This is a genomic window from Coprococcus sp. AF102-57 (assembly GCF_027686195.1).
Lineage (GTDB): Bacteria > Bacillota > Clostridia > Lachnospirales > Lachnospiraceae > Allocoprococcus > Allocoprococcus comes.
Window position 1 is genome coordinate 1 of record NZ_JAQCSY010000033.1, and the last position, 26,709, is coordinate 26,709.

Annotated in this window: 28 protein-coding genes; 23 read left to right on the forward strand and 5 right to left on the reverse strand. The window is 43.4% G+C overall.

The features are described 5' to 3' along the window. Positions 1-76: 76 nt before the first annotated feature. The gene (locus PGZ10_RS15460) at positions 77-457 is read right to left on the reverse strand and encodes a transposase (RefSeq protein ID WP_008371407.1); all 381 of its coding nucleotides are present in this window, start codon (positions 455-457) and stop codon (positions 77-79) included. A 464-nt stretch (positions 458-921) separates the two neighbouring features. Here PGZ10_RS15460 and rsmH point away from each other — a divergent pair, with 464 nt between their 5' ends. The 10 genes from rsmH (at position 922) to PGZ10_RS15510 (ending at position 11,484) form a co-directional block, all read left to right on the forward strand. Continuing rightward, entirely contained in the window at positions 922-1,992 is a 1,071-nt protein-coding gene (rsmH, locus tag PGZ10_RS15465) for a 16S rRNA (cytosine(1402)-N(4))-methyltransferase RsmH (protein ID WP_270541776.1), read from the forward strand. 47 nt (positions 1,993-2,039) lie between these two features. Further along, the gene (locus PGZ10_RS15470) at positions 2,040-2,234 is read left to right on the forward strand and encodes a LacI family transcriptional regulator (RefSeq protein ID WP_008371413.1); all 195 of its coding nucleotides are present in this window, start codon (positions 2,040-2,042) and stop codon (positions 2,232-2,234) included. Between the two features lie 209 nt (positions 2,235-2,443). Next, a complete protein-coding gene (locus tag PGZ10_RS15475) occupies positions 2,444-3,319 on the forward strand; it encodes a YitT family protein (protein WP_270541777.1) in 876 nt (291 codons plus the stop codon). Between the two features lie 13 nt (positions 3,320-3,332). After that, positions 3,333-4,004, forward strand: a complete 672-nt coding sequence (locus PGZ10_RS15480; protein WP_008371417.1) for a response regulator transcription factor — start codon at positions 3,333-3,335, stop codon at positions 4,002-4,004. After that, a complete protein-coding gene (locus PGZ10_RS15485) occupies positions 4,001-5,023 on the forward strand; it encodes a sensor histidine kinase (protein ID WP_270541778.1) in 1,023 nt (340 codons plus the stop codon). The genes PGZ10_RS15480 and PGZ10_RS15485 overlap by 4 nt, the downstream gene beginning before the upstream one ends. A 421-nt stretch (positions 5,024-5,444) precedes the next feature. Then, positions 5,445-6,212 carry an ABC transporter ATP-binding protein gene (locus PGZ10_RS15490; protein ID WP_118199698.1) on the forward strand — a complete coding sequence of 256 codons (768 nt, stop codon included), beginning with the start codon at positions 5,445-5,447 and terminating at the stop codon, positions 6,210-6,212. After that, positions 6,205-8,169 carry an ABC transporter permease gene (locus tag PGZ10_RS15495; protein ID WP_117557152.1) on the forward strand — a complete coding sequence of 655 codons (1,965 nt, stop codon included), beginning with the start codon at positions 6,205-6,207 and terminating at the stop codon, positions 8,167-8,169. The genes PGZ10_RS15490 and PGZ10_RS15495 overlap by 8 nt, the downstream gene beginning before the upstream one ends. 217 nt (positions 8,170-8,386) lie before the next feature. After that, entirely contained in the window at positions 8,387-8,938 is a 552-nt protein-coding gene (locus tag PGZ10_RS15500; protein WP_055156041.1) for a hypothetical protein, read from the forward strand. A 14-nt stretch (positions 8,939-8,952) separates the two neighbouring features. After that, a complete protein-coding gene (locus PGZ10_RS15505; protein ID WP_270541779.1) occupies positions 8,953-10,329 on the forward strand; it encodes a 5-bromo-4-chloroindolyl phosphate hydrolysis family protein in 1,377 nt (458 codons plus the stop codon). A 21-nt stretch (positions 10,330-10,350) separates the two neighbouring features. Beyond that, a complete protein-coding gene (locus tag PGZ10_RS15510) occupies positions 10,351-11,484 on the forward strand; it encodes a toxic anion resistance protein (protein WP_055262143.1) in 1,134 nt (377 codons plus the stop codon). A 650-nt stretch (positions 11,485-12,134) separates the two neighbouring features. On the opposite strand, the gene arcC is transcribed toward PGZ10_RS15510, so the two are convergent. Beyond that, positions 12,135-13,064, reverse strand: a complete 930-nt coding sequence (arcC, locus tag PGZ10_RS15515) for a carbamate kinase (RefSeq protein ID WP_022220819.1) — start codon at positions 13,062-13,064, stop codon at positions 12,135-12,137. A 278-nt stretch (positions 13,065-13,342) separates the two neighbouring features. Between arcC and PGZ10_RS15520 the strand changes: the two genes are divergently transcribed. From PGZ10_RS15520 to PGZ10_RS15560, 9 genes are all read left to right on the forward strand, one after another. Next, complete coding sequence (locus tag PGZ10_RS15520) at positions 13,343-13,600, forward strand: PRC-barrel domain-containing protein (protein ID WP_055156107.1); 258 nt, start codon at positions 13,343-13,345, stop codon at positions 13,598-13,600. An 81-nt stretch (positions 13,601-13,681) separates the two neighbouring features. After that, positions 13,682-14,377: an NUDIX hydrolase gene (locus tag PGZ10_RS15525; RefSeq protein WP_270541781.1), complete on the forward strand. Its 696-nt coding sequence runs from the start codon at positions 13,682-13,684 to the stop codon at positions 14,375-14,377. A gap of 118 nt (positions 14,378-14,495) precedes the next feature. Beyond that, complete coding sequence (gene nrdR, locus PGZ10_RS15530) at positions 14,496-14,945, forward strand: transcriptional regulator NrdR (RefSeq protein ID WP_022220817.1); 450 nt, start codon at positions 14,496-14,498, stop codon at positions 14,943-14,945. Positions 14,946-14,959: 14 nt separating this feature from the next. Further along, positions 14,960-16,159: a bifunctional phosphopantothenoylcysteine decarboxylase/phosphopantothenate--cysteine ligase CoaBC gene (coaBC, locus tag PGZ10_RS15535; protein WP_008371456.1), complete on the forward strand. Its 1,200-nt coding sequence runs from the start codon at positions 14,960-14,962 to the stop codon at positions 16,157-16,159. A gap of 56 nt (positions 16,160-16,215) precedes the next feature. Then, a complete protein-coding gene (locus PGZ10_RS15540; protein WP_270541782.1) occupies positions 16,216-16,881 on the forward strand; it encodes an ECF transporter S component in 666 nt (221 codons plus the stop codon). A 3-nt stretch (positions 16,882-16,884) separates the two neighbouring features. Beyond that, a complete protein-coding gene (locus PGZ10_RS15545; RefSeq protein ID WP_008371460.1) occupies positions 16,885-17,649 on the forward strand; it encodes a type III pantothenate kinase in 765 nt (254 codons plus the stop codon). Between the two features lie 54 nt (positions 17,650-17,703). Then, complete coding sequence (truA, locus tag PGZ10_RS15550) at positions 17,704-18,483, forward strand: tRNA pseudouridine(38-40) synthase TruA (RefSeq protein WP_117557148.1); 780 nt, start codon at positions 17,704-17,706, stop codon at positions 18,481-18,483. A 29-nt stretch (positions 18,484-18,512) separates the two neighbouring features. Further along, positions 18,513-19,265 carry an exodeoxyribonuclease III gene (locus tag PGZ10_RS15555; protein WP_022220816.1) on the forward strand — a complete coding sequence of 251 codons (753 nt, stop codon included), beginning with the start codon at positions 18,513-18,515 and terminating at the stop codon, positions 19,263-19,265. A gap of 205 nt (positions 19,266-19,470) precedes the next feature. Continuing rightward, the gene (locus tag PGZ10_RS15560; RefSeq protein WP_270541783.1) at positions 19,471-20,226 is read left to right on the forward strand and encodes a hypothetical protein; all 756 of its coding nucleotides are present in this window, start codon (positions 19,471-19,473) and stop codon (positions 20,224-20,226) included. A 3-nt stretch (positions 20,227-20,229) separates the two neighbouring features. On the opposite strand, the gene ymfI is transcribed toward PGZ10_RS15560, so the two are convergent. Then, on the reverse strand, positions 20,230-20,964 hold the full coding sequence (gene ymfI / locus PGZ10_RS15565; protein ID WP_008371467.1) for an elongation factor P 5-aminopentanone reductase: 735 nt from the start codon (positions 20,962-20,964) through the stop codon (positions 20,230-20,232). 155 nt (positions 20,965-21,119) lie between these two features. Here ymfI and PGZ10_RS15570 point away from each other — a divergent pair, with 155 nt between their 5' ends. Both PGZ10_RS15570 and PGZ10_RS15575 read left to right on the forward strand, forming a co-directional pair. Further along, positions 21,120-21,656 (forward strand): HD domain-containing protein, encoded by a 537-nt coding sequence (locus PGZ10_RS15570; protein WP_008371469.1) that lies wholly within the window; start codon positions 21,120-21,122, stop codon positions 21,654-21,656. Positions 21,657-21,685: 29 nt separating this feature from the next. Continuing rightward, complete coding sequence (locus PGZ10_RS15575; RefSeq protein WP_022220814.1) at positions 21,686-22,687, forward strand: asparaginase; 1,002 nt, start codon at positions 21,686-21,688, stop codon at positions 22,685-22,687. A 77-nt stretch (positions 22,688-22,764) separates the two neighbouring features. Here the strand turns inward: PGZ10_RS15575 and PGZ10_RS15580 are convergent, their stop codons facing one another. Further along, positions 22,765-23,478 carry a GTP pyrophosphokinase gene (locus tag PGZ10_RS15580; protein ID WP_242854826.1) on the reverse strand — a complete coding sequence of 238 codons (714 nt, stop codon included), beginning with the start codon at positions 23,476-23,478 and terminating at the stop codon, positions 22,765-22,767. 103 nt (positions 23,479-23,581) lie between these two features. Beyond that, a complete protein-coding gene (locus PGZ10_RS15585) occupies positions 23,582-24,424 on the reverse strand; it encodes a YitT family protein (RefSeq protein ID WP_270541784.1) in 843 nt (280 codons plus the stop codon). 217 nt (positions 24,425-24,641) lie between these two features. Between PGZ10_RS15585 and eno the strand changes: the two genes are divergently transcribed. Continuing rightward, positions 24,642-25,949, forward strand: a complete 1,308-nt coding sequence (gene eno, locus PGZ10_RS15590) for a phosphopyruvate hydratase (protein WP_270541785.1) — start codon at positions 24,642-24,644, stop codon at positions 25,947-25,949. Between the two features lie 153 nt (positions 25,950-26,102). Then, positions 26,103-26,546 carry a GNAT family N-acetyltransferase gene (locus PGZ10_RS15595; RefSeq protein WP_270541787.1) on the forward strand — a complete coding sequence of 148 codons (444 nt, stop codon included), beginning with the start codon at positions 26,103-26,105 and terminating at the stop codon, positions 26,544-26,546. Positions 26,547-26,709: the final 163 nt, after the last annotated feature.

Sequence of the window (26,709 nt, forward strand, 5' to 3'; positions counted from 1 at the left end):
CCAACTCCGATTGTTTCCTTAACAGTTTGTTACTCACATGATATCATATTTTTTCTTCAATTACATCCACCTAATTTTAATACACTGCCATTCGACTTGCTGGGATTTCTTTAGTCGTCAAAAGGTTTTGGACTAAACTTACTCTCGTAGTCAGGTCCACAAATTTCTTCAGATTTTTTTTGAGCCACTCAACCTGCATAGTTAACTGACCAACCTTTTTTGCATACTCTGCTTTTTCCTTGCGTTCTTCGGCAAGCTTATCCTTGAGGTTTTCCTCACGCTTGTCATCAAACACGGCGGTAGCATTGTTAAGAAATTCTTTCTTCCAATTGCGGAGCAGATTTGGTTGGATATTATTCTCGGTTGCAAGGGTGTTGAGATCTTTCTCGCCCTTAAGCAGCTCGATTACTAGGTCTGATTTAAATTTGGCACTAAAGTTTCTTCTTTGTCTGGACATACTGATGAATCCTCTCTTTCATACTGATTTTAGTATATCAGATTCATTAAAAAATGTCCGAAAAAGTGTCTTAATTTATGAGACCATTATACTTGGTGATCATGGGGAATTTGAAACATTCAAGAAACAGTTGATGAAGGAAATTATTCTGATCTGTACCTATGAAGCCGAAGGAGAAAATCCGGAATTAGTTCTCTATAAAAAGAGATAAAAATTGCGAAAAGATAGAAATTCTATAAAAAATCCGCTATACTGGAGAGGAGTTGCTATTGCAGAATTTGCAGTAGCGACAGATGCTTCGTATAGCGGATTTTTTTATAATGGATGATTGAGAAAATTGAAAGTTGGAATTGAGTCAATGGATGAAGTGGGCAGTATTGACTGGATAGTGGGAAAGTTCCAAAGAAGTCAATGAATAGATATTCGAAAAGCCAAAAATAAATCAACAAGTAAGGAGACAACTTATGTCAGAACAGGAAAAGAACACTGAGCAGGGCGTCCACAAGCGCCGTGCAAGGTATAAAGGAAAATATCCACGAAAATTTGAAGAAAAATACAAAGAATTACAGCCGGAAAAATATCAGGATACCATTGCACATGTCATTCAGAAAGGAAATACACCTGCCGGAATGCACATTTCAATCATGGTGCAGGAAATTCTGGATTTTCTGAAAATCCAGCCGGGAGAGGTGGGATTTGATGCAACACTTGGTTATGGCGGACATACAAAAGCAATGCTGCAATGTTTGGAAGGCAAAGGGCACATCTATGCGACAGATGTAGATCCAGAAGAATCTGCAAAGACAAAGAAACGTCTGAAAGAACAAGGATTTGGAGAGGATATTTTAACGATCCGCCTTCAGAATTTCTGTACTATTGATGAGATTGCAAAGGAAGTTGGGGGCTTTGACTTTATTCTGGCAGATCTGGGTGTGTCTTCCATGCAGATTGACAACCCGAAGAGAGGATTTTCTTTTAAAGTGGACGGACCTCTGGATCTTCGCCTGAATCAGGAAAAAGGGATCAGTGCAGCCGAGAGACTGGATACAATTTCAAGAGAAGAACTTGCCGGGATGTTATATGAAAATTCGGATGAGCCGTACTGTGAAGAACTGGCAAAGGCAATCACCGAAGAAATCCGGAAAGGACACCGGATTGATACTACGACAAAGCTGCGTCAGGTGATCGAACAGACCTTGTCTTTCCTTCCGGAAAATAAGGAGAAAAAAGATATCATCAGGAAGACCTGTCAGCGGACTTTCCAGGCACTTCGAATTGACGTGAATCATGAATTTGAAGTACTCTATGAATTTATGGAAAAACTGCCGGGCGCTTTGAAACCGGGGGGAAGAGTAGCGATCCTGACGTTCCATTCAGGAGAAGACAAACTGGTGAAGAAAGCTTTAAAAGCAGGATATCGCGAGGGAGTTTATTCCGAATATGCCAAAGATGTAGTCCGGCCTTCGGCAGAAGAGTGTGCACAGAATGGGCGTGCAAGATCTACGAAGATGCGCTGGGCTGTGAAGGCGGAGTAAAAGTAAGTGTAGGCTGATTAGAATATTGACAAAACAAAAATCAAGGATTGGCGAAGGGATTAAAAGAAGCAAGCACAAGGACACTTGGACTTGTGATACCGGATATTGATAATGCTTTTTCGGAAATGGCAAAGGGAGCACAGGATGAAGCATTTACACATGGTTATACTGTTTCTAATTTATATCATGAAGATGACCATAAATTTATTGTAAAAGTTCTTTCTGAGTATTTGAAGAAATAATTTTATGAGGTAAGAAGATGCTGCAAAGTTATCAGAAAAGATAACAGAGCGGCATCTTTTGTTATTTGAAAAATGATTAAAATATATAACAGAAAATTATAAGCCGATTTGTACTTTAGTCTACAAATTCAGATGCCGGCATGATATACTGTATGGAAAAGTTATGAAATATCTGGTATCAAAATGGAAGCTAGGAGGAAAGAAAGAGTATGAACAATTTTTTGCCACAGAAGAGGGGAATGCAGGTTGTCTGGATCATAGTGGGCTGTCTGATCTACGCAGTTGGTCTGAATGTATTTATTATCCCTATGAATTTATACAGCGGGGGAGCAGTCGGTCTTGCACAGCTGTTAAGTTATGGAGCAGGACAGATCGGGATTAAGGAAATTGCAGGTCTGAACCTGTATGGTATCATTTATTTAATGCTCAACATTCCGATTTTATTTATTGCATGGTTTAAAATCGGAAAGACATTTTTTATAAATACAATCCTTGGAACGGTAGGAATCAGTTTATTTACTTCAATCGTACCAACTCCGGCAACAGCAGTGATCGCTGATCCGGTCATTGGAATCATCATCGGTGGTGTTGTAACCGGAGCCGGAATCGGAATCATGCTGACGGCAAAAGGAAGTGGTGGTGGAATCGAGGTTATCGGTATCTGGATGGCGAAAAAATATGCGGGAATGTCCGTTGGAAAACTGGGAACCATCTTCAATCTGATACTGTATGCCATTTATCTTTTAGTTTTTGATATCTCAACGGTGATTTATTCGGTCGTCTACCTGTTCTTCTACACGGTAACTCTGGACAGGATGCATTTTCAGAACATCAATGTGAGAATGCTGATTTTCACGAAGAAGAAGGGAATCGCAGAGGCAATCATGAAAGAAACCGGACGTGGTGTTACGCAGTGGAATGGTGAAGGTGCATTTACGAGTGAAGACAATTATGTTCTGGTGACGATCGTGAATAAATTTGAAGTAGAAGATATCCTGAACATGGTGTATTTACTAGATCCGGAAGCATTTACTACGGTAGATGAAGGGGTTAAGGTGTACGGAAACTTCCAGAAGAGAGTTTAGGAGTCAGGAATAAATGTATAAAATACTGATTGTTGAAGACGATAACACGATCGCAGAGCGGCTGGCATCGCATTTGAAAAAATGGAATTATAAGACAGTATGTGTACGTGATTTCAAAAATGTAATGGAAGAATTTAAAAAGACAGATCCACAGCTTGTGATCCTGGATATTGGGCTTCCGTTTTACAATGGATTCTACTGGTGCCAGGAGATCCGAAAGCTGTCCAATGTGCCGATCATCTTTCTGTCATCGATGAATGACAACATGAATATCGTGATGGCAATGAACATGGGCGGAGATGAGTTTATCGAGAAGCCGTTTGATCTGAATGTAGTGACAGCAAAGGTGCAGGCGGTGCTTAGAAGAGCATATGCACTTCAGGGAACGGCAAATATCATTGAGCATGGAGAAATGCTGCTGAATCTGGGAGATGCATCACTTACAATAGCCGGGCAGAAGATTGAACTCACCAAGAATGAGTTCAAGATCTGTCAGATGTTTTTTGAGAGCGCAGGAAAATTTGTGACCAGAGATGCGATCATGACCAGACTCTGGGAAAGTGACGAATTCATCGATGATAATACACTTACAGTAAATGTGGCGAGACTTCGGAAAAAGCTGGAGGAAGCCGGAATGCATGATGTGATCCGGACAAAGAAAGGAATCGGGTACATGCTGGTATGACAGAGATTTTAAGGGCATTTTGGAAAGAAAAAAGACCGGAGAGAATAGCGGTTCTTGTTTCGGGCATTCTCTTTGCAGTCATCTTCTGGATCTATGAAATTCCGGTGTGGATTGCAGGATATGCGTTCCTTCTGGTGATTTTATGGAATGTGATCTGGTTTACACTTGTTTTCATACGATATGAAAAAAGACAAAGAATACTGGAAGAAAATCAGGGAAAAATCCGGACAGAGGCAGGAGGATTTCCGGAGGCAGAAAGCCGGGAAAGCGAAATGTACCAGGAATTGATCCGGCAGCTTTACGAAGAGAAAAAAGAGCTGGAATCCTCTGTGCAGATTGAAAAACAGGAGCTGTCTGATTATTACAGCATGTGGGTTCATCAGATCAAGACTCCAATTGCAGCACTCGGTGTCCTGATCCAGAGCGGGGAAGAACTGGAAGAAGTACAGGAAAGCCCGAAAGCACAGGAACTTACCCGAAGCATGAAAATGGAGGTGTTCCGGATTGAACAATATGTGGATATGGTACTCACCTATCTCAGAATGGGTTCCGCAACCTCCGATTACGCCTTCCGGATCTGCAGCCTGGAAGAAATCGTCCGCCAGGCAGTCCGCAAATATTCCCAGATGTTCATCATGACCAGAACAAGACTTCACCTTGAAATCCAGGATCAGAAGATCCTGACCGATGAAAAGTGGCTGACTTTCGTCATCGAACAAATTCTCTCCAATGCAGTTAAATACGCAAGAGGCGGAGAAATATCAATCTACATAGAAGAAAAAACTCTGGTGATCTCCGATAACGGAATCGGCATTGCAGAAGAGGACCTCCCAAGAATCTTCGAAAAAGGCTTTACCGGCTACAATGGAAGAGCGAATAAAAAATCCACTGGAATAGGATTATATCTCTGTAAGACAATCATAGATCGTCTCCATCATACTATCTGGATTGAATCAAAACCAGAAAAAGGAACAAAAGTATATCTAAACTTTGACCGTGAATCCAGACGAATAGAGTAATGGAGTCTATCGGTACAAAAACGAAAAAACTTCCAACAACGGAACAGAACTATGATTTACTTTTGGGTAAGGATCTATCAGTTGCAAAAAGTTTATCCATTTGAACAAAACAGCCGCCAGAAAAAATAAATATGGAAAATTCCATGTTTGTGCAATGGAGATGAAACACAGGAATCATGGAGGCCATTGCCGAACATGATTCCCGTCCTAAGTGGTTCATCGGAATGGTTTGCACAAAGGAATTTGGAATATTTATTTTTTCTGGCGGCGTCTCTTTCACCAAAATGAGTCTTTTCCAACCCGATCCTTACAAAAATGTAAGAAACCCCACACAAATTGTCATTTACTTCGATGGAAGGAAATCCCTTACTTTTTTATAATGACTTTATCAAATAAAAAAGAAGGGCAGGTCATAAAAACCATGGCATTACTTGACGTAAAGAACGTAAAAAAGATATACACAACCCGTTTCGGAGGAAATCAGGTAGAGGCGCTGCATAACGTCAGCTTTTCCGTAGAAGCAGGCGAATATGTAGCAATTATGGGAGAAAGCGGAAGTGGCAAAACTACACTTCTGAATATCCTGGCTGCACTTGATAAGCCGACTGGTGGAAAGGTTTACTTAAAAGGGAATGATCTCAGCAAGATCCGAGAAAAAGAGATGGCAGCATTCCGGCGGCAGAATCTTGGATTCGTCTTTCAGGATTTCAACCTTTTGGATACACTAACCCTGAAGGATAATATTTTCCTTCCGCTGGTTTTGTCTGGAAAGAAATACACGGAAATGGAGAGTCGGATCGCGCCGATCGCAGAGCAGTTGGGAATCAGTAAGCTTCTGAACAAATATCCATATGAAGTATCCGGTGGACAGAAGCAGAGAGCAGCCGTTGCACGTGCTCTAATCACACAACCGCAGCTGATCCTTGCCGATGAACCGAGCGGTGCGCTGGATTCCAGATCGACGGATGAGCTTCTGGGACTCTTTAATGCGATCAACGATAACGGGCAGACGATTGTCATGGTAACGCACAGTGTCAAAGCAGCGAGCACGGCAAAGAGAGTCCTCTTCATCAAGGATGGGGAAGTTTTTCATCAGCTTTACCGTGGCAATCTGACCAGTGACGAGATGTACCAGAAGATCACCGACACCTTGACGGTTCTCACTACAGGAGGTGAGCACCGTGAATAGATCGATTTATACAAAGCTTGCCATTTCCAATCTGAAAAATAACCGGAAGACATATATTCCCTATGTACTGACTGCCATTTTAACGGTGATGATGTATTATATGATGGCGAATCTGGCGGCAAATTCGCCAATGAACCAGGAAGCATTACAGATTATTTTAAGTCTGAGTGTTCATGTAATAGAAACATTTGCACTGATCTTTCTGTTTTACACCAACAGTTTTCTGATCAAAAGAAGGAAAAGAGAAATCGGAGTGTATCATATTCTCGGAATGGGGAAACCGCAGCTTGCGAAAATGCTGGTGATCGAGACGGTTGTAACCGGTGCGGTCAGTATCCTGGGTGGAATCTTTTTCGGAACTGCGCTTGCAAAGCTGATGTATGCACTTTTGAAAAGAATGATTCATTATGACGATAAACTGGCATTTCGGATGTCATGGGAGATTGCCGGAAATACCGTTCTCTTTTTCACACTGATCTTTGCATTGACTCTGATCTATAATCTTTTGCAGATCCGGCTTGCCAATCCAATCGATCTTCTGCATGCGGGAAGTCAGGGCGAGCGCGAGCCAAAAACCAAATGGTTCCTGACTATGGCTGGAATCATTTTCCTTGGAATCGGTTATTACATTGCGATTACGACAAAAGAACCACTTAAGGCGCTTCAACTTTTCTTTGTCGCAGTAATCTGTGTCATTATCGGAACCTATGCGCTTTTTACAGCAGGAAGTATTGCTTTTTTAAAGCTGCTTCGGAAAAACAAAAATTTCTATTATAAAACAAAGCATTTTACATCCGTATCCGGCATGCTTTACCGAATGAAGCAGAATGCAGTCGGGCTGTCAAATATCTGTGTACTCAGTACTATGGTTCTGGTGATCATTTCGTCTACCGTATCTTTGTACATTGGAAAGGAGGATGTCTTAAGAACAAGGTATCCGCAGGAAGTGTATATCACAAATTCGGTATCTGATGATGTGGAAAATAAGAAGCTGCATGACATGGTGGAAAAGATCTGCCGGGATAATCAGGTAGAGATCACAGATGAGAAGAGCTGGCATATGGCAGAGCTTGTTAAGATAAAAAACGGAGAAGAATATACTTCTGCTATGATAAAGGATAATTCGTCATCTGATATAGTGTTTTTTGATGTGATTAGGTTGGCAGATTATAATCAGCTGACAGGCGAAAGGATGGAGCTTGGGGATAAGGAAGCTATTCTTTTTACAAATGGGGAAAATTACGGAAAGGATAAGATCAGGATTGATGAGGAAACATGGATGGTCAAGAAGGAACTGGATACTGCACCTTTTGGAAAGAAGAGTGATTCTAATACAGAAAATGTATATTATATGATCGTCAGTGATGAAAAAGAGTTTATGAAAGATTATCTGGAAAAATACCAGCTCGAGGCAGAGGACAAACCGGTAAAATGGAGGGAGTCATTCAATTTAAGGGGCAGCGAAGATCAGAAGCTGAAAGCTGTCAAAGAGCTGAAAGCACAGGCAGAAAGTGAATTTGAACATACTGGCGTACAGGGAAGATATCTTGAAAAAGAGACTTTCTTTGGTCTGTATGGCGGTGTGTTTTTTATTGGAATGTATCTTGGAAGCCTGTTCCTGATGGCAACGGTGCTGATCATTTATTACAAACAGATTTCCGAAGGCTTTGATGACAGAGAACGCTATCAGATCATGCAGAAGGTAGGAATGAGCAAACGCGAGGTCAAAAGTTCGATACGCAGCCAGATCCTGATGGTATTCTTCCTGCCGCTTGCGATGGCAATCATCCATATTGCAGTTGCATTTCCGGTGATCACAAAGCTTTTAGCCATATTTTATCTGAAAAATACAAAGCTGTTCTTCGGATGCACTGCCGGTACAGTGGGAATCTTTGCCGTCTTTTATGTGATCGTATTTGTGATAACAGCAAAAGAATATTATAAAATTGTTGAATAGAAGAAAAAGACAAAAAGGTGACGAAAGTCATCTTTTTGTCGTATACAGAGGTATTTCTTGCTAAGAACGACCGTTCTGTAGTAGAATACAGATAGACTAATTGAAAAGGATTGCGAGAGTGCAAAGCACGTAGCAATCTGGTATCAAAAGGGTTAAAATATCTTTTGACCTCAACATCATTGAAAAGATAAAATTACAGAAAGCAAGGGATGTATAAATGATAGAAAAAGGGCTGGTATATGGAAGATTTCAGATTCTGCATCTCAAACATGTGGAATATATTCTGGCGGCAAAGATGCGCTGCAAAAGGCTTTATATAGGAATCACTATGTCGGATGATCTGCACGTATCAGGGGGTGAGGAAGACAATTACCGGGTAAGACGGAGCGCTAATCCTCTGACTTATATTGAGCGTTATGAGATGCTTCGTGATACGTTGCTCAGTTTCGGAGTGCCGAGAGAAGAGTTTGAGATCATCCCATTTCCGATTGACAGAGTGGAATATCTGGGGCAGTATCTGCCGGAGGGTGCGGTCTGCTTTATGAGTATCTGTGATGAATGGACTGCGAACAATGAGAAGCGTTTTGAGAAGCTTGGAATTCCGGTGGAAGTTCTCTGGAGAAGGACTAAAGAGGAAAAAGGGGTATCAGGTTCCCAGATCCGGCAGAGGATCCTGGCAGATGAAAAGTGGGATGATCTGGTGCCAAAGACCGTTTTTGATTATGTTCTTTCGCACGGAATTGATGACAGGATCAAGTTTTCAAAATAAAGGAGAAGCTGAAAATGCAGGATTGGGAAAGATTTGGAGAAGAGATCAGACGAACCGTGCAGGATGCTGTAGACTCGCAGGATTACCGGAAGCTGAACCAGACGATCACAGATACGATCAACCGGGCAGTGAACGGTGCGGTAAATGGCGCGGAACAGGGCATGCGTTCTTTTGGAAATGCGTTTGATCAGGCAACGAGAAATATGGGAAGAGGTCCGAGAGGACCGCGTGGAAGATATGGACAGATGGGCGGGGCTGACAGATGGGGAAGAACGCCTGGAGGAGGGGTACCTCCGTTTGGAACTTACAGGTGGAGCGGAACGGATGGAAATGGAAGAGCATGGAATCCGGATATGCAGGACTATAAGGCGGAATCACAGGGCAGCAGCCGGTATGGATACAGCAATGCACAGCAGTCACCTGTTTTGTATGGATCGACGACGGGAACAAAGGCAGGCGGAATTGTCATGATCGCAGCAGGCGGAAGCATGGCACTTATATTTCTGATTCTGTTCCTTGCATCTTGTATTGCTTCTTTGCCGGAAAGTCCGGGGGCTTTATGGATCATGCGTGCGGTATTTGGACTGTTTACGGCAGCAAGTGGCATGATCACAGGATGGGGCATTAAGCTTCTGAAACAGGTTGGAAGATTCAAGAACTACAGCCGCAGGATTGCAGGCAGAGAGTATTGCAATATTTCGGAGATCGGAAGCAATTCCGGAAAATCCATAAAATTTGTGACAAAGGATCTGGAAAGAATGATTTCTAAAGGCTGGTTCCGTCAGGGGCACATGGATGGTGAGAAGAAATGCCTGATCCTGTCAAACCGTGCTTACGAAGAATATTTACAGATCGAAACCCGCAGACAGCAGTCGAAAGCGGAAGAGCCGGTAAAGAAAGAAGAGAAGACACAGGAAAATACAAAAGAAAAAGAAGCAAAGAATGAAAAGCTGGCACCGGAGGTGCAGAAGATCATTGACCAGGGGGATGCTTTTATCAGAAAGATCCACGAGTGTAATGAAGCCATTCCGGGAGAAGAGATTTCCGCAAAGATCAGCCGGATGGAGATGCTGGTAGACCGGATCTTCGACCGGGTGGAAGAAAATCCACAGTCAGTTTCGGATATCCGTAAGCTGATGGAATATTATCTTCCGACGACGATCAAGCTTCTGGAAGCATATGAACAGCTTGACAGACAGCCGGTTGATGGAGAAAATATCCAGACTGCAAAACGTGAGATTGAGGCAACGCTCGATACTTTAAATACGGCGTTTGAGAAGCTTTTGGATGACCTGTTTCAGGATACCATGTGGGATGTCTCATCGGATATTTCCGTATTGAATACCATGCTTGCACAGGAAGGTCTGAAAGAGGACGGAATGAAAAAATAAAGTCGCAGGAGGAAGAAGAGTATGAACGATTTTGAAGAATTTAATGTAACACCGGAGCTGACGCTGGATCCGTTCCAGGAAGAAAAAAAAGAGACTCCGCAGATTTATCAGGAGGCAGAACCGGAAACACCGGAGATCGTCCTGACACCGGAAGAAAAGAATATGGTCAGTGCATTTGCAGAAAAAATTGATCTCGCCAATTCGAACATGATTCTTCAGTACGGAGCCGGAACCCAGAAGAAGATCGCAGATTTTTCAGAAAAAGCACTGGAAAATGTAAAAACAAAAGATCTTGGAGAGGTTGGCACACTGTTAAGTGATGTGGTGACAGAACTGAAAGGATTTGATGAGGAAGAGGAAAAAGGATTCCTCGGAATCTTCAAAAAAGGCGGAAACAAGATCCAGGCAATGAAAGCCAAATATGCAAAAGCAGAAACCAATGTAAATAATATTGTCAAAGCACTGGAATCTCACGAAGTGCAGCTTATGAAAGACATTGCGCTTCTGGATAAGATGTATGAAGTGAACCTGACATATTATAAAGAATTGGCCATGTATGTGCTTGCCGGAAAGCAGAAGCTTGCCGAGACAAGAAACGGCGAGCTACAGGAACTGAAGAATAAAGCGATGGCAAGTGGACTTGCCGAGGATGCACAGGCAGCAAAAGATCTGGATTCCAGATGCGAACGTTTTGAGAAAAAGCTGCATGATCTGGAACTGACCAAGACAATCGCCATGCAGACCGCACCACAGATCCGTCTGGTACAGGGAAACGACACAATGATGGCAGAAAAAATCCAGTCTACACTCGTCAATACGATTCCACTCTGGAAAAGCCAGATGGTACTCGCCCTTGGTGTAGAACATTCCGCACAGGCAGCCGCAGCCCAGAGAGAGGTCAACGATATGACCAATGAACTCCTGCGCAAGAACGCAGAAAAGCTGAAGATTGCTACTGTAGAGACTGCCAAAGAATCCGAGCGTGGAATCGTAGATATTGAAACCTTAAAAGCAACCAATGAATCGCTGATCGCAACCTTCGATGAAGTCATGCAGATCCAACAGGAAGGCCGCCAGAAACGTCAGCAGGCAGAGGTGGAAATGCAGCGCATCGAAGCTGAACTGAAAGCGAAGCTGTTACAGGTTCAGGGGTAAGCGTTTGGTGGATGACATACAGGCCGGAACAAGTAGATTCTGTTTTTTTATGAGGAGAAAGCGGCGAAGAGTCCGTAGGTAAAAAGGTAGCCGGTAATTTTGGATACCGGACTGATTCGCTGAATAATCTTGATGATTATTCGGCTCAGCAGTCCTCTGGATTTCGTGTATGAAACACGAAACCAGATCCAAATTACCGGCTGCCTTTTTACAACGGACCCTAATCGCCGCTTTCTAACATAAAAAAACAGAATCTACTTGTCCCTGCCTTGCTGTATTCCACGGGGGGGGGACGTCTGGAGGCTGCCCCCGGTATGGGGTGGGGCGAGTGAATGGAATAGTAGATAGTAGGAATAAAGTGCTTGTGTGAATGTTTCTGAAATTAAAAGTTATCAAGACATAGACATAAAGGACTCCGTTTTCTGTAATTAGAAACGGTGCTAGAGTCCGTTAGAAAAAATGCACCAGTAATTCGGATCTGGTTTCGTGCTACAAGCACGAAATCCAGAGGGCTGCTGAGTGGAATAATCATCAGGATTATTCCGCGAATCAGCCCGGTATCCAAATTACTGGTGCATTTTTTCTTTACGGACTCTTCACCATTTCTACCCACAGAAAACGGAGTCCTTTATGTCGTCCCTTTTGTACATTTATTCAATAACAGTTCCGGTTTTACCCTTCAGAGCATCTTTCAGAGTATCAAAAGAAGTAATCAGAGCACTTCTTCCCTCTTTCTTTTCTATGAATCCTACGGATGCCTGGAATTTAGGAAGCATGTTGTAGATTCCGAAGTGTCCTTCATCCATGTACTGTTTAGCCTGTTCTACGGAGATAGTATCGAGTTCTTCTTCATCTTCTTTTCCGTGGTTTAAGCATACCTTTTCCACACTGGTCAGGATGATGAGTTCATCAGCATCAATCTGTTCAGCAAGCTTGCCGGCAGTAAGGTCTTTTTCGATGACTCCGCTGGCACCTTTGAGGTGATTGTTCTGCTGGAGTACCGGGATTCCGCCACCACCGCAGGCGATTACGATATGTCCTGCATCGGTAAGGGTGCGGATGGCATCAACTTCTACGATATCAACCGGGTTTGGAGAAGCAACGACACGGCGGAAGCCCTGACCAGGAACTTCTACTACATAATTGCCCTTTTTACGTTCAGCGGCAGCGTCTTCTGCGTTCATGATACGTCCGACAATCTTGGTTGGTGTATAGAATGCTTCGTCATATGGATCAACAGTTACCTGTGTGATAACGGTGCATACGCTGCGATAGATGCCGCGTCCGATCAGTTCTTCGCGAATCGCATTCTGCAGGTCGTATCCGATGTAACCCTGCGACATAGCAGAGCAGACTGACATCGGAGAAGCGGTATAATCCGGATGATTGGTGCTGAATTCGTTCATAGCAGTATGGATCATACCAACCTGAGGTCCATTACTGTGTGTGATTACTACCTGGTATCCTTCTTCAACAAGATCTGCAATGGAAACTGCAGTTTTTTTAACGGCAACCTTCTGCTCCGGAAGTGTGGTTCCGAGTGCGCGGTGTCCTAATGCAACAACAACTTTTTTCTTCATATTACATCCCTCTGTTTCTCAGAATTTGAATTGTCTGCGTATGAAAAACATATAACGCAGACAACAGCGATAAAAAATATATAAAAATTATAGTATTTTTTTATGGAAATTGCAATCATTAGTTGGCAAAAATGCACAGTATAAAAAGGAATTACTGGTGGGCAGAAGCTAAATGGCACAAGGACGGGGATTTTTAGAAAACATGCTGACAACAAGGGGAGATGTTCATATAATATAATAAGAAGTCCGATGGATGGTGCAGTATGAAAGAGGAACGGATTCGATTTTGCGGATTAAAAGAACGTGAGGTCATCAACATATGTGACTGCAAGCGGCTCGGGTTTGTTGCAGATCTGCAGATCAATATCTGTTCAGGGTGTGTGGAAGCATTGATCGTACCGGGACCGGGAAGAATCTGTGGATTTCTTGGATATGATGCGGAGTATATTATTCCGTTTGAGTGTATCCGCAGGATTGGAGAGGATATTATTCTTGTGGAAATTAAAGAGGACAAATGTCTGAAGCCGTGTAAATAAGAATAGTAAAAGAGGAAGAAGAGTACAGACTGCTCAGTGAAATAAATGAGAACAAGTAAAAAGACAAAGGAGAGAAGAAAAATGACAGCATTTTTTAAAGAAATCGAGCCATTCCGGGGAAACGGAAACGAAAATGAAAAGGGACAGACGCTGGAAGAATTTCTGGAAGAGTATGATCCTTATAAATATAAGAATCCTTGTGTGACAACCGATGCAGTTATATTCTCCTGCAAAAGAAAGGTAGTGGACGGAGAATGGAAAGTTCTGATGGTGAAAAGGCGGAATCATCCGAGCATTGGCTGGTGGGCGCTGCCGGGTGGGTTTATTGAACTTCATGAGAATCTGGAAGATACGGCAAGAAGAGAACTGATCGAAGAGACCGGCGTGGCGGATCTTCCGATGGAGCAGTTTGCAGTCTATGGGAATGTGACCCGTGATCCGAGGGCACGGATTATTACATCGGCATATCTTTCGGTTGTGGATGAAGGGCAGGTAAAGGTGCAGGCTGGTGACGATGCGGCGGATGCAAAGTGGATGCAGCTTCATTGTCAGACAGAATCGGTGAAGGAGGATGGAGATTGGAAGAGAACCATTTATCGACTGGCATTGGAAAATAAAGAAGCAGAGCTTACAATTTCGGCGATCGTTGAAAAAAAGGAAAGAAGTGGACTGGTAAGAGAGACTTATTATAAGGTAAAAGAATCGGACCGGATCGCCTGTGACCATGCAGCACTGATCGCACAGGCATGGAAGCTGGTGGAAAGCCGGCTTATATAGCTTTTTGATAAAGTGTGAATTTGTTGACAACCCTGTATACAGGATTTATACTATAGACATTAAAAATGTGCGTGATTCTGCAGTAGAATCAATCAAGAACCAAACAGGAGGAAAAAAGATGAAGTGCCCATATTGTGGTAACATTGATACAAGAGTCATCGACTCAAGACCGGCAGATGACGGAACGACGATCAGAAGGAGAAGATCCTGTGATGCGTGCAACAAGCGTTTTACAACCTATGAGAAGGTGGAGACCATACCGCTGATCGTGATCAAGAAGGACAACAACCGCGAGCAGTATGACCGTACTAAGCTGGAAGGCGGAGTACTCCGGGCGTGCTATAAACGTCCGGTAGCGGCAGCAGATATTCAGGCAACGATCGACTCGATCGAGACAGCGATTTTCAGCCGGGAAGAGAAAGAAATTCCGAGCAGCCAGATCGGTGAGATTGTTATGGAAAGTCTGAAAAAGCTGGATCCGGTTGCTTATGTACGTTTTGCATCGGTATACAGGGAATTTAAAGACGTGAATACCTTCATGGATGAACTGAAGAAAATATTAGAATAAAAGGGGAAAGACAAATGGAACGGAAAAAGACAGTATTGCTCTGCGTGACCGGCGGTATCGCGGCGTACAAGATTGCAACACTGGCAAGTATGCTGGTAAAGACAGGATACGATGTGAAAGTTGTGATGACACAGAATGCAACGAATTTTATCAATCCGCTGGTATTTGAGACGCTGACACAGCATAAGTGCCTGATTGATACATTTGACCGCAATTTTGAGTACAGCGTGGAGCATGTGACACTGGCAAAATGGGCAGATATTGTGATGATCGCACCTGCCACGGCAAATGTGATCGGCAAGCTGGCACACGGGATTGCAGATGATATGCTGACTACGACTGTGATGGCATGTGCCGAATGTAAGAAGATCCTTGCACCGGCGATGAATACAAGAATGTATGAGAATCCGGTCGTACAGGATAATTTAAAACTTCTGGAGCATTATGGATATGAAGTGATTCAGCCGGCAAGTGGACATCTGGCATGCGGAGATAACGGAGCCGGGAAGATGCCGGAAGCGGAGACTTTGTATGAATATATTTACCGGGATACTGCTTATGAGAAAGATCTGACCGGAAAGAAAATTCTTGTCACAGCAGGACCTACAAGAGAAGCAATCGACCCGGTGCGCTATATTACGAATCACTCATCCGGTAAGATGGGATATGCTCTTGCACGCGTTGCTGTGGCAAGAGGAGCGGATGTTACGCTTGTCACCGGACCGACAGAGATCAAAAAGCCGATGTTTGTGAAGATTGTTCCGGTCACGACTGCAAAGGAAATGTTCGAGGCGGTAAAGGAAGAGGCAGCAGATGCAGACATTGTGTGTAAAGCAGCAGCGGTTGCAGATTACCGGCCAAAGCATATTGCGGATGAAAAGGTGAAAAAATCGGACAGTGAGATGAGTCTGGAACTGGAAAAGACAGACGATATTCTGAAATATCTCGGAGAGCACAGAAAAGACGGACAGTTCCTGTGTGGATTTTCGATGGAAACCGAGAATATGGTTGAAAATTCCAGAAAGAAGCTTGAAAAGAAGAAGCTGGATATGATCGCGGCAAATAATCTTAAAGTTGCCGGAGCAGGATTTCAGGGCGATACAAATCAGATGACGCTGATCACGAAGGAAGATGAGACTGCACTTCCAATGATCAGCAAGGAAGAGACAGCAGCTTGTATTCTGGACAAGATTCTGGAGTGTATGAATAAATAAAAAAGCCAAAATGTATTGTATCTCGTAAAGAGAATAGTAACAGGAGGAAAAGAAAAATGAATCAAGGCAATGAACGTACTACATCCATGTCCAAAACAAAAGGACTCGTACAGATGGCAATCTTTGCAGCACTTATTGTAGTGCTGGCATTCACCCCGTTTATCGGATATATCCCATTGGGATTTACAAGGGCAACGATCATCCATATCCCGGTGATCATGGGATCTCTGATGCTTGGACCGAAGAAGGGCGCAGCGCTTGGAGGCGTGTTTGGTCTTACAAGTTTTATCAATAATACGATAAATCCGACATTGACATCATTCGTATTTACCCCATTTTACAGTTTGGGTGAATACAGTGGAGGGATCGGAAGTCTGATCATCTGTTTTGTGCCACGTATTTTGATCGGTGTAGTACCGTTTTATATTTACCGTCTGGTTAAGAAGCTTTCAAAGAACAATGGAGTATCCTCTGTTGGACTGATTGCGGCAGGACTTTCCGGAGCACTGACCAATACGCTTCTTGTCATGAATCTTATTTTTGTATTTTTCAGAAATGATTATGCGGCAGCCAATGGTATTACCGTAAAGGCGGTATATGGATTTATTCTGAGCATTATCGGAATCAATGGGATTCCGGAGGCAATCGTAGCGGCGGTGATCACGCTGGTACTTGGGAAAACACTGATGAAAAAAGGGGTACAGGAAAGATTAGGAGTGTAAAAAATGATACTTGCGATTGATATAGGAAATACAAATATTGTACTTGGATGTGTGGATGACAACAAAACCTATTTTATCGAAAGACTTTCCACGATCAAGACAAAGATGGAACTGGAATATGCGATTGATATCAAGATGGTTTTGGATATTCATGGAATCAAGCCGGAGAAGCTGGAAGGAGCGATCATCAGCTCGGTAGTTCCGCAGATTACATATGTCGTAAAAGAGGCGGCAGAAAAGATTCTGAAAAAAGAGACACTGGTCATCGGACCTGGCGTGAAGAACGGACTCAATATCCTGATGGATAATCCGGCACAGCTCGGAAGTGATCTGGTGGCAAATGCAGTTGCCGGAATTGCAGAATACAAAGCACCGATGATGATTTTCGATCTGGGAACGGCGACAACAGTCAGTGTGATCGATGAAAAGAAAAATTATATCGGAGGCATGATCTATCCGGGAGTGAATATTTCACTGAACGCCCTGACGGAAAATGCATCCCAGCTTCAGGGAATCGGTCTGGAAGCACCGAAGCGGATTGTCGGAAAGAATACGATTGAATGTATGAAGAGTGGTGTTCTCTATTCCAGTGCAGCGGCAATCGATGGAATTATTGACCGGATTGAGGAAGCGATTGGACAGCCGATGACTGCAATCGCAACAGGAGGACTTTCCAAGAAGATTGTTCCGTACTGCAAGAGAGAGGTCATACTGGATGACGATCTGCTCCTGAAAGGACTTCTGATCATTTACCGGAAAAACAGATAACAGAAAGGTGACAGGGACGAGGACTTATAAAGTTTTCGCCCCTTTTATAAAAGGATGAATACTTACCGGATAACAGTTGCCTATGATGGAACGGCGTATCGTGGATGGCAGAGACAGGAGAATACGGAACTTACTGTACAGGGAATTCTGGAACGGCGGATTTCAGAAATTGTAGGGAAAAAGATGGTGGTCAGTGGTTCAGGAAGAACGGATAGTGGTGTACATGCGTTAGGGCAGGAGTGCAGTCTGTATCTGGAACAAGAAATTGATATGGACAGTTTTAAGAAGCAGTTAAATGCACTTCTCCCGGAAGATATCAGAGTGTTGGATATCAGCAGAGAAAAACGGGATTTTCATGCAAGAAAGAGTGCGGTCGGGAAATGCTATGAGTATCAGATCGATCTGCGTGACAAGATGGAAGTATTTCATCGGAAATACCGGTTTCATTTTCCACATCCGGTCGATATCGCTGCGATGGAAAAAGCAGCAGAGTATCTGATGGGAACCCACGATTTTTCCGCCTTTACGGATTTGAAAGAGGACAAAGATACGGTACGGACGATTTATGCGGTTGGGATCGTGTATGAAAAGGATACACTTACGTTATCGTGGATCGGAGATGGATTTTTATATCATATGGTCCGGATACTTACCGGAACGCTTCTGGATGTGGGAATCGGGAAAATAAAAGCGGAAGAGATACCGGAGATTCTGAAAGCGAAAGACCGGAAGAAATCTGGTTTTCCGGCACCGGCGAAGGGACTGTTTTTAGGTCGTGTTTTTTATACAGAAGCGGAGCTTAAAAAAGCGGTACAGAAGATCAGCGAAAAATAAAAACCAAAGAAATGGAGGAAAGAGAAGAGATGAAGTTTATTTCATGGAATGTAAATGGAATCCGTGCATGTGTGCAGAAAGGATTTATGGATTTTTTTAAAGAGGCAGATGCGGATATTTTCTGTCTGCAGGAGACAAAGATGCAGGAAGGGCAGCTTGTACTTGATCTGCCGGAATATCACCAGTACTGGAACTCGGCTGTGAAAAAAGGATACTCAGGGACTGCAATTTTTACAAAGAAAGAGCCGTTATCAGTTACTTACGGACTTGGGATAGAAGAACATGATCAGGAAGGGCGCGTGATCACACTGGAATTTGAGGATTTTTATTTTATTACCGTGTATACACCGAACTCTCAGAGCGAACTGGCAAGACTTGACTACCGTATGACCTGGGAAGATGCGTTTCTTGCTTATCTTAAGAAGCTGGAAGAGACAAAACCGGTGATCTTCTGTGGAGATTTGAATGTGGCACACAAAGAAATTGATCTGAAGAATCCAAAGACCAACCGGAAGAATGCCGGATTTACAGATGAAGAGCGAGCAAAATTCTCAGCACTTCTGGATGCGGGATTCATTGATACTTACCGCTATTTCTATCCGGATAAAGAAGGAATTTACTCCTGGTGGTCCTACCGGTTTAAGGCAAGAGAAAAGAATGCAGGTTGGCGTATCGATTACTTCTGTACATCAAAAGCACTGGAAAGCAGGTTGGAAGATGCGAAGATTCTGACAAATGTATTTGGGTCTGACCACTGTCCGGTGGAACTGGATTTTAAGTAGGGGTGAGATCGATAAGCTGCGACATCAAATTGTAAAAAAATAAACTGATCAGATTCACTTTTGTGCGATGGAAACTGATCAGTTTATTTTTTTACAATTTTTCGTTCAGGGATAGTGGATGATTCTGTTTGAGGGAATATATAAAATTCTGCCTGCATATAAATATACATGGGTAATTTAGCTTTTGGGATGAGGAGGGACATGTATGGAACGGATTGGAAGTATCTGGACGATGATAGTTCGGTATTTGCTGCTGGTGATGTTTGGTGGAGTGATTGTCTGGGCGTGCAATAGTGCAGGAATATCGGTTTACGCAGATGATGGGGAGACACCGGATGGAGCAGAGCTGATCCGGTTTGATTTTCACAAGTCGGTAAATCAGGAGGTTGGGATCCCGGCAGGAATACCAGGATTTTTCACTTATTTTTATGAAGGAAAAGAATACCATTACGGATTCCGGTTTGACAGAAATGGGACAGGGCCAGAGACAGAAAAGTTTGGTACGGCATATGTCTGGGCACCTTATACGGTTATTTATTATGACGCTGCAGGTGGTGAGATCGAGAATTACGGTACGGCAACAGCAGGCGGAAGAAGGCTGTTTGCGACAAGGGGAAATGGTGAAGAGCTTGAAGCCGGGCAGAATAAAGGAAAGAACAAAAGAAAATTTGCGGCAGACTATACTGTGTATGGGCAGAGCCTTCGGTTAAGTGAAGGATGTATGCCAACGGCAGTGAAAGACGGATATCGATTTGAAGGATGGTATGCGTGGACTGATGCTGGAGTTGTGCAGGAAAAAGAACTGGCAGAGCTTGCAAAACAGGAGCAGTATGGGACCCTTGAAGATGAGCTGAATGAGAAATATACGGAGCAGACAAAGCTTCTGGAAAACCGGGAATCCGAAAGATACCCGGCATCCAGTATTACACTTTACGCGAGGTGGGACAAGATCTGGGAGTAGGAGTTAGATATATCCTCCGTCCATACCCAGTATCTGCCCGGTAAGATAGGCAGGGGCATTTGCAAGCTGCCATGCGAGAAGCGCGACTTCTTCTGGTGTCCCGAAACGTCCGGCAGGGATTTCTTCTGCGAGGGCAGCTTTTTCTTCCGCATCCAGAAGATCGTTCATTACGGTATCGATGACACCACAGGCGATCGCATTGACCTGGATATTGCTTGGCGCAAGTTCCTTTGCAAGTGCGCGGGTAAGACCGTTCAGACCGGATTTGGTGGCAGAATAAGCGACTTCACAAGAAGCACCGACAGTTCCCCACATCGAAGAAATATTGATGATACGTCCCGCTTTCTGATGGATCATGTAAGGAAGTGCTGCGCGGCAGCAGTAAAATGCGGAAGAGAGGTTAGTGGAAATCATTCGGTTCCATTCTTCAATGCTCATATCCGTCAGAAGTCCCATCCATGCGATTCCGGCATTGTTGATGAGTACGTCAAGACCGGAGCCGGACATTTCAATCTGGTCAAAGATACGTCCGACTTCGGATGGAACACCTACATCTCCTGGGAGGATTTCGCAGGAACCGGAGGTTTCCTTTGTGATAAAATCAGCAGTAGCCTGCAATTCACTGATGGATTTGCGGCAGTTTAAAAATACATGCCATCCCTCTTTTGCAAAGTGGATAGCGCAGGCTTTTCCGATTCCACGGGAAGCGCCGGTGACAAGAATCTGTTTTCTGTTCATTTATAAAAACTCCTTTTGCTATTTATAAGAATTACTTTACAGTTGTTTTTTCTACATAATCAGACAATATTATACACTGATTTTCTTGTGATTTAAAGACGCTGGTGTTATGATAAATATTGAAAAAATGTCATACAGATGCAAGGAGGAAAAACATGGTACAGAAAGCCATTGATTTTGCCACCAAGGTACATGAAGGTCAGTATCGGAAGGGGACCGACAGACCGTATATTGTACATCCGATGGAAGTAGGAAAGATAGTATCCACGATGACACAGGATGAGGAGATCATCAGTGCAGCAATCCTGCATGATACGATCGAGGACTGTGAGGGTGTGGATGCAAATGTGTTAAAAGAGATGTTTTCAGCAAGAGTTGCGGGAATTGTATCACAGGAAAGCGAAGATAAATCCAAGACCTGGATGGAAAGAAAAAGTGCAACCATAGAAAGGCTTAAGACAGCACCAATTGAGGTTCAGATGATCGGACTTGCGGACAAGCTGTCGAATATGCGGGATATTGATCGGGATTATCCTGTATGTGGAGAGGAATTGTGGAACAGATTCCGAATGAAAGATAAAGCAACGATCGGATGGTATTATAAAGGCGTCAGAGAAGCATTACGGGAAGCATTTGCAGAGACGGAAGCATTTGCAGAATACTGTAGTCTGATTGACAAAAATTTTGGATAATAATGAGGTAGAAGAGAGGACAATCAAAGATGAAGAAGATTTTGATGTTAGGTACAGGTGGGACGATCGCATCCCGTCAGACAAAGGATGGACTGGCACCGGGACTGACACCGGAGGATATTTTATCTTATATTCCGGCTGTAAAAAATGTATGTGAGGTTCAGACAAAGCAGGTGTGTAATCTTGACAGCACGAATGTAACACCGGAACACTGGAAAATGATGGTAAAAGCAGTGGAAGACAATTATGCATATTATGATGGGTTTGTAATCTGCCACGGCACGGATACGCTTGCATATACAGCGGCAGCACTTTCTTATATGATACAGAATTCAGCCAAGCCGATTGTTGTTACAGGAGCGCAGAAGCCAATCAATATGGATGTGACAGATGCGAAGACAAATCTGCTGGACAGCTTTATTTATGCGGCGGATGATGATTCCCAGGGGGTCAACCTTGTATTTGACGGAAAGGTAATTGTCGGAACACGTGCAAAGAAAGAGCATGCAAAGAGTTATAATGCATTTTCGAGTATTAATTTTCCGTATCTTGCAGTTATTCAGGATGGTATCCTGGTCCGGTATATTCCGGAGATTCCGTGCCGCCATGCAGTTAAGTTTTATTATGATATGAAAGACAGTGTATATGTATTAAAGCTGATCCCGGGAATGAAGCCGGATATTCTGTCCTATCTGTTTGAACACTATGACTGTCTGGTAATTGAAAGCTTTGGCGTAGGTGGTATTCCGCAGACGCTTGTTCAGGAATTCTATCAGGAGATGGAAAAATGGTCAGGTAAGGGTAAATTTGTCGTGATGACAACACAGGTTGCCAATGAGGGAAGTAATATGACGGTCTATGAAGTCGGGAAAAAAGTGAAGCAGGATTTCAATATGATCGAAGCCTATGATATGACACTGGAAGCAGTGATCACAAAGCTGATGTGGCTGATGGGAAGAGAAGAACAGGATATGCAGAAAGCATTTTACACGCAGATCAATCACGATATCCTTTTTACAAAGAGAGGATAAAGCAGGTGCAAATAAAAGAGGAAGGGTTCCGGATGAATGGAACACCTTCCTCTTTTTGAATATTTAATTTTCTCCGGTTAGATTTTTTCAAAGTCGCCGATCATGTCTTTGATCTCTTCCATGTGGCAGTCAGTCTCGCTTACAGTTTGTGCACATTTCAAAAGTTCGGCTTCGATAGCCTCGATATCTTTGTCAGCACCGATTGTTTTTTTGTAACGAAGCTGATGATCTACACTTGCCCAGAAATCCATTCCGATCGTGCGGATCTGGATTTCGGCGCGCATTGGAAATTTTCCCTCTGTAAAGAAAACCGGAATCTCAACGATCATATGATAGCTTCGATAACCGTTTGACTTTGGTGCTTTTATGTAGTCTTTGATCTTAAGAACAGTAATGTCATCCTGTGAAGTGAGCAGGTTGGCAATTGTATAAATGTCACTGATAAACGGGCAGATCACCCGAATTCCGGCGACATCGTCCAAATTCTTGACGATACTATCCTCTGTAAATGGCAGATCACGTCTGCGCAGCTTTTCATAGATGCTGGCAGGACTTTTTACACGGGATTTGATAGATGAGATTGGATTGCGTTTGTTTACTGCAGAAAACTCATCATCCAGGACTTCAAGCTTTGTCTGGATCTCGCGGATCGCACAGCGATACTTCATCATCAGAACATCAAAGTTCTTATTATTATTGATAAAATCAGCCGGACTAATCGCATTTAGCCACTGTGATTCCAGTGCAGTCGGATGCTCAGAAGCCGGAATCAGTTTAAGTTGTGTCTCCATATGATTACTCCTCTTTATTCTGGTTGCTTATATTATTATAGCATATCTATGGTAAGGTGCATAGCATACAGAGTACGGAAAATGTCTTAAAAATAACAATCTTTTAAATGCTATGGAATCCTTTTCCGATAATCTCGCTGGTGTTGGAAATCAGAATAAAAGAAGAAGGATCCTTTTCCTTGATAAAGTTACGGAGTTTGATTGCCTGCTGACGGTTCAGCGCTGTAAAAATAATGTATCTCTGTTCACCGGTAAAGGCTCCGTGTGCTTCACAGATTGTGGCGCCTCGACCGAGTGAGTGGACGATGTAATCGCAGATCGGTTCCGGATTACTGCAGACAACGTTGAAATATTTGGAAAGGTTCAGACTTTCAATAAAGCTGTCTACAAGGAAGGAACGGATGATCAGTCCGAAACAGGAATAAAGTCCTGTTTTTATGTCGAAGATAAAGAAACCTGCAACGGTGATCGCAATGTCGGAGCAAACCAGTGCACGTCCGATGTCAACACTTGTAAATTTCTTCAGGATCATGGCAATAATATCTGTACCGCCACTGGAAGATCCGATATTGAAGAGGATTGCAGAACCGAGTGCTGGGAGTGCAATCGCAAACATTACCTCAAGCATAGGCTGATTGGTAAATGGCTGGTTCATTGGAAAGATTCGTTCAAATAAAGAAAGCGCAACAGAAAGCAGGACACTGCAGTAGGCTGTCTTTGCAACGAATTTTTTACCGAGGATCACTGCGCCAAGAATCAGAAGTGACATGTTGGCAACGAATGAAAAGTCGGCAGCAGAAATAAGTCCGGTTTTGGCAATCAGTACGGCAAGACCGGTGATTCCGCCAAATGTGAAGTTGTTTGGAAACTTAAAAAAATAAGTTCCTACTGCGATCAGCAGAGTTGCTCCGCTCATTGCAATAAAATTTTCGATTTTTTCTCTCATTTTATATTCCCCGATTGATTCATAAAGTTTTAGAAAACGGATGAAATACTGAAAAAATATCATCCGATTTCCGTTGGTATTGTAACGCCGAAAATGTATGAAGTCAACCGTTTTAGAGCATTTTCACAATGTATACGATGATACGAAAATACGGGGATTTTCGTGCATGATACAGCGCCTGAAAGGACATACTAAAAGGCAAAAAGGAGGATGGATTATGGACCAATATATACCGGTTACAGATATTATTGCGCGGGAAATTCTGGACTCGCGCGGAAACCCGACTGTAGAAGTAGAGGTGCTTGCAGGGAGTCATTTTACAGGAAGGGCGATGGTTCCTTCCGGGGCATCGACAGGAAAATATGAAGCAATTGAGTTAAGAGACGGAAAACACCGCTATCAGGGACTTGGTGTCAGACGCGCCGTGGAGCATGTGAACGACCGAATCATCCGGGAAATTCTGGGAATGAACGTGCTGGAGCAGGCGAAGCTCGACCGGATGCTTCTGGAGCTTGACGGGACAGACAATAAGATCAATCTGGGAGCAAATGCAATGCTTGGAGTGTCTCTTGCAGCAGCAAGGGCAGCAGCAGATGCGTTGGAGATTCCGTTGTATCAGTATCTTGGCGGTGTAAATGCAAAGCAGATGCCGGTTCCGATGATGAATATCCTAAATGGGGGACGGCATGCGGATAATTCCATTGATCTCCAGGAATTTATGATCATGCCGGTCGGAGCAGTCTGCTTTGAAGAAGGACTTCAGATGTGTGCCGAGATCTATAAGATGCTTCGGGCGATTCTGAAAAAGTACGATTATCCGACCGCAGTCGGGGATGAAGGTGGATTTGCACCCAATCTGCCGGATGCGAAAGAAGCACTACACATGATCATGCGTGCGATTGAAAAGGCAGGTTATAAACCGAAAGAGCAGATTGTGATCGCACTGGATGCTGCGGCGAGTGAGCTGTATGATAAAGAGAGAAAAGAGTATGTATTTCCGGGAGAGGCGAAGATGCACGGACATCGTGTGGCGCGATCGACGGAAGAGATGATTGATTACTATGAGGAGCTTGCAGGAGAATTTCCAATTATTTCTATTGAAGATCCGCTTGATGAAGAAGACTGGGAAGGGTGGGAGCTTCTGACGACGAGACTGGGACTGGATATGCAGCTTGTCGGGGATGACCTGTTTGTGACGAATGTGAAACGGCTGAACGCCGGCATTTTAAAGGAGATCGCCAATGCAATTCTGATCAAGGTGAATCAGATCGGGACTCTGACGGAAGCCATCGATGCGATCCAGATGGCGCAGAAGGCTGGTTATCAGGCAATTGTATCCCACCGGTCAGGAGAGACAGAAGATCCGTTTATTGCAGACCTTGCGGTGGCATTTAACACGGGACAGATCAAAACCGGAGCACCGTGCAGATCGGAGAGGGTGGCAAAATATAATCAGCTTCTGAGGATTGAAGAGAGACTTGGGAATATTGCCAGATATGAGAATCCATTTGTACGATTTTCATAAGATTTCCGGAAAACCCAGCCTCCGGGCAGGAGGTATTGAAAATAAAAGCGGTGCATGATATTATGCAGAGTATAAGAATGGGAAAAGGGATCACTTTCTAAGCAAACAGGGAGTGACCTCTTTTCGTGAGGATAATAAAAGGAGAACTGGAAAATGATCAGAAAAATAAAAGCAGAAGATAAAGAATTTTACATAAAAATGGCACATGATTTTTACCGGATGCCGGCAGTGGATCATCCGGTTCCGGATTCATATCTGGAAAAAACATTTGAAGAGTGTATGAAGAGCGATACCTATGCGGAGCTTTTTATCCTGGAATGGGAAGGTGAGATCGCAGGATATGGACTGATCGCCAAGACCTTTTCACAGGAGGCGGGCGGAATGGTATACTGGCTGGAAGAATTATATATAATGGAAGAGTATCGCTCCAAAGGACTTGGAAGTGAGTATTTCGGATATATGGAAGACCACAAAGAAGAAGGGGTTACAAGATTCCGTCTGGAGGTCGAGAAGGAAAATGAAAGAGCCTGGAAGCTGTACAAAAGGCAGGGATATGACTGGCTGGAGTACGATCAGATGATAAAAGAGTTTCGTTAGAAAAATGTCAGATAAAAGAAGGAAAAGTATACAAAATGACTTTCTTTAAAAAAATGTAAAAAAGTGCTTGCATTTCCGTAAAGATTTGCTATAATAAATTTGTTCGCTGTTGAGAACCAGAGCGGACATACAGATGATGCGGATTGGTGTAATGGCAGCACAG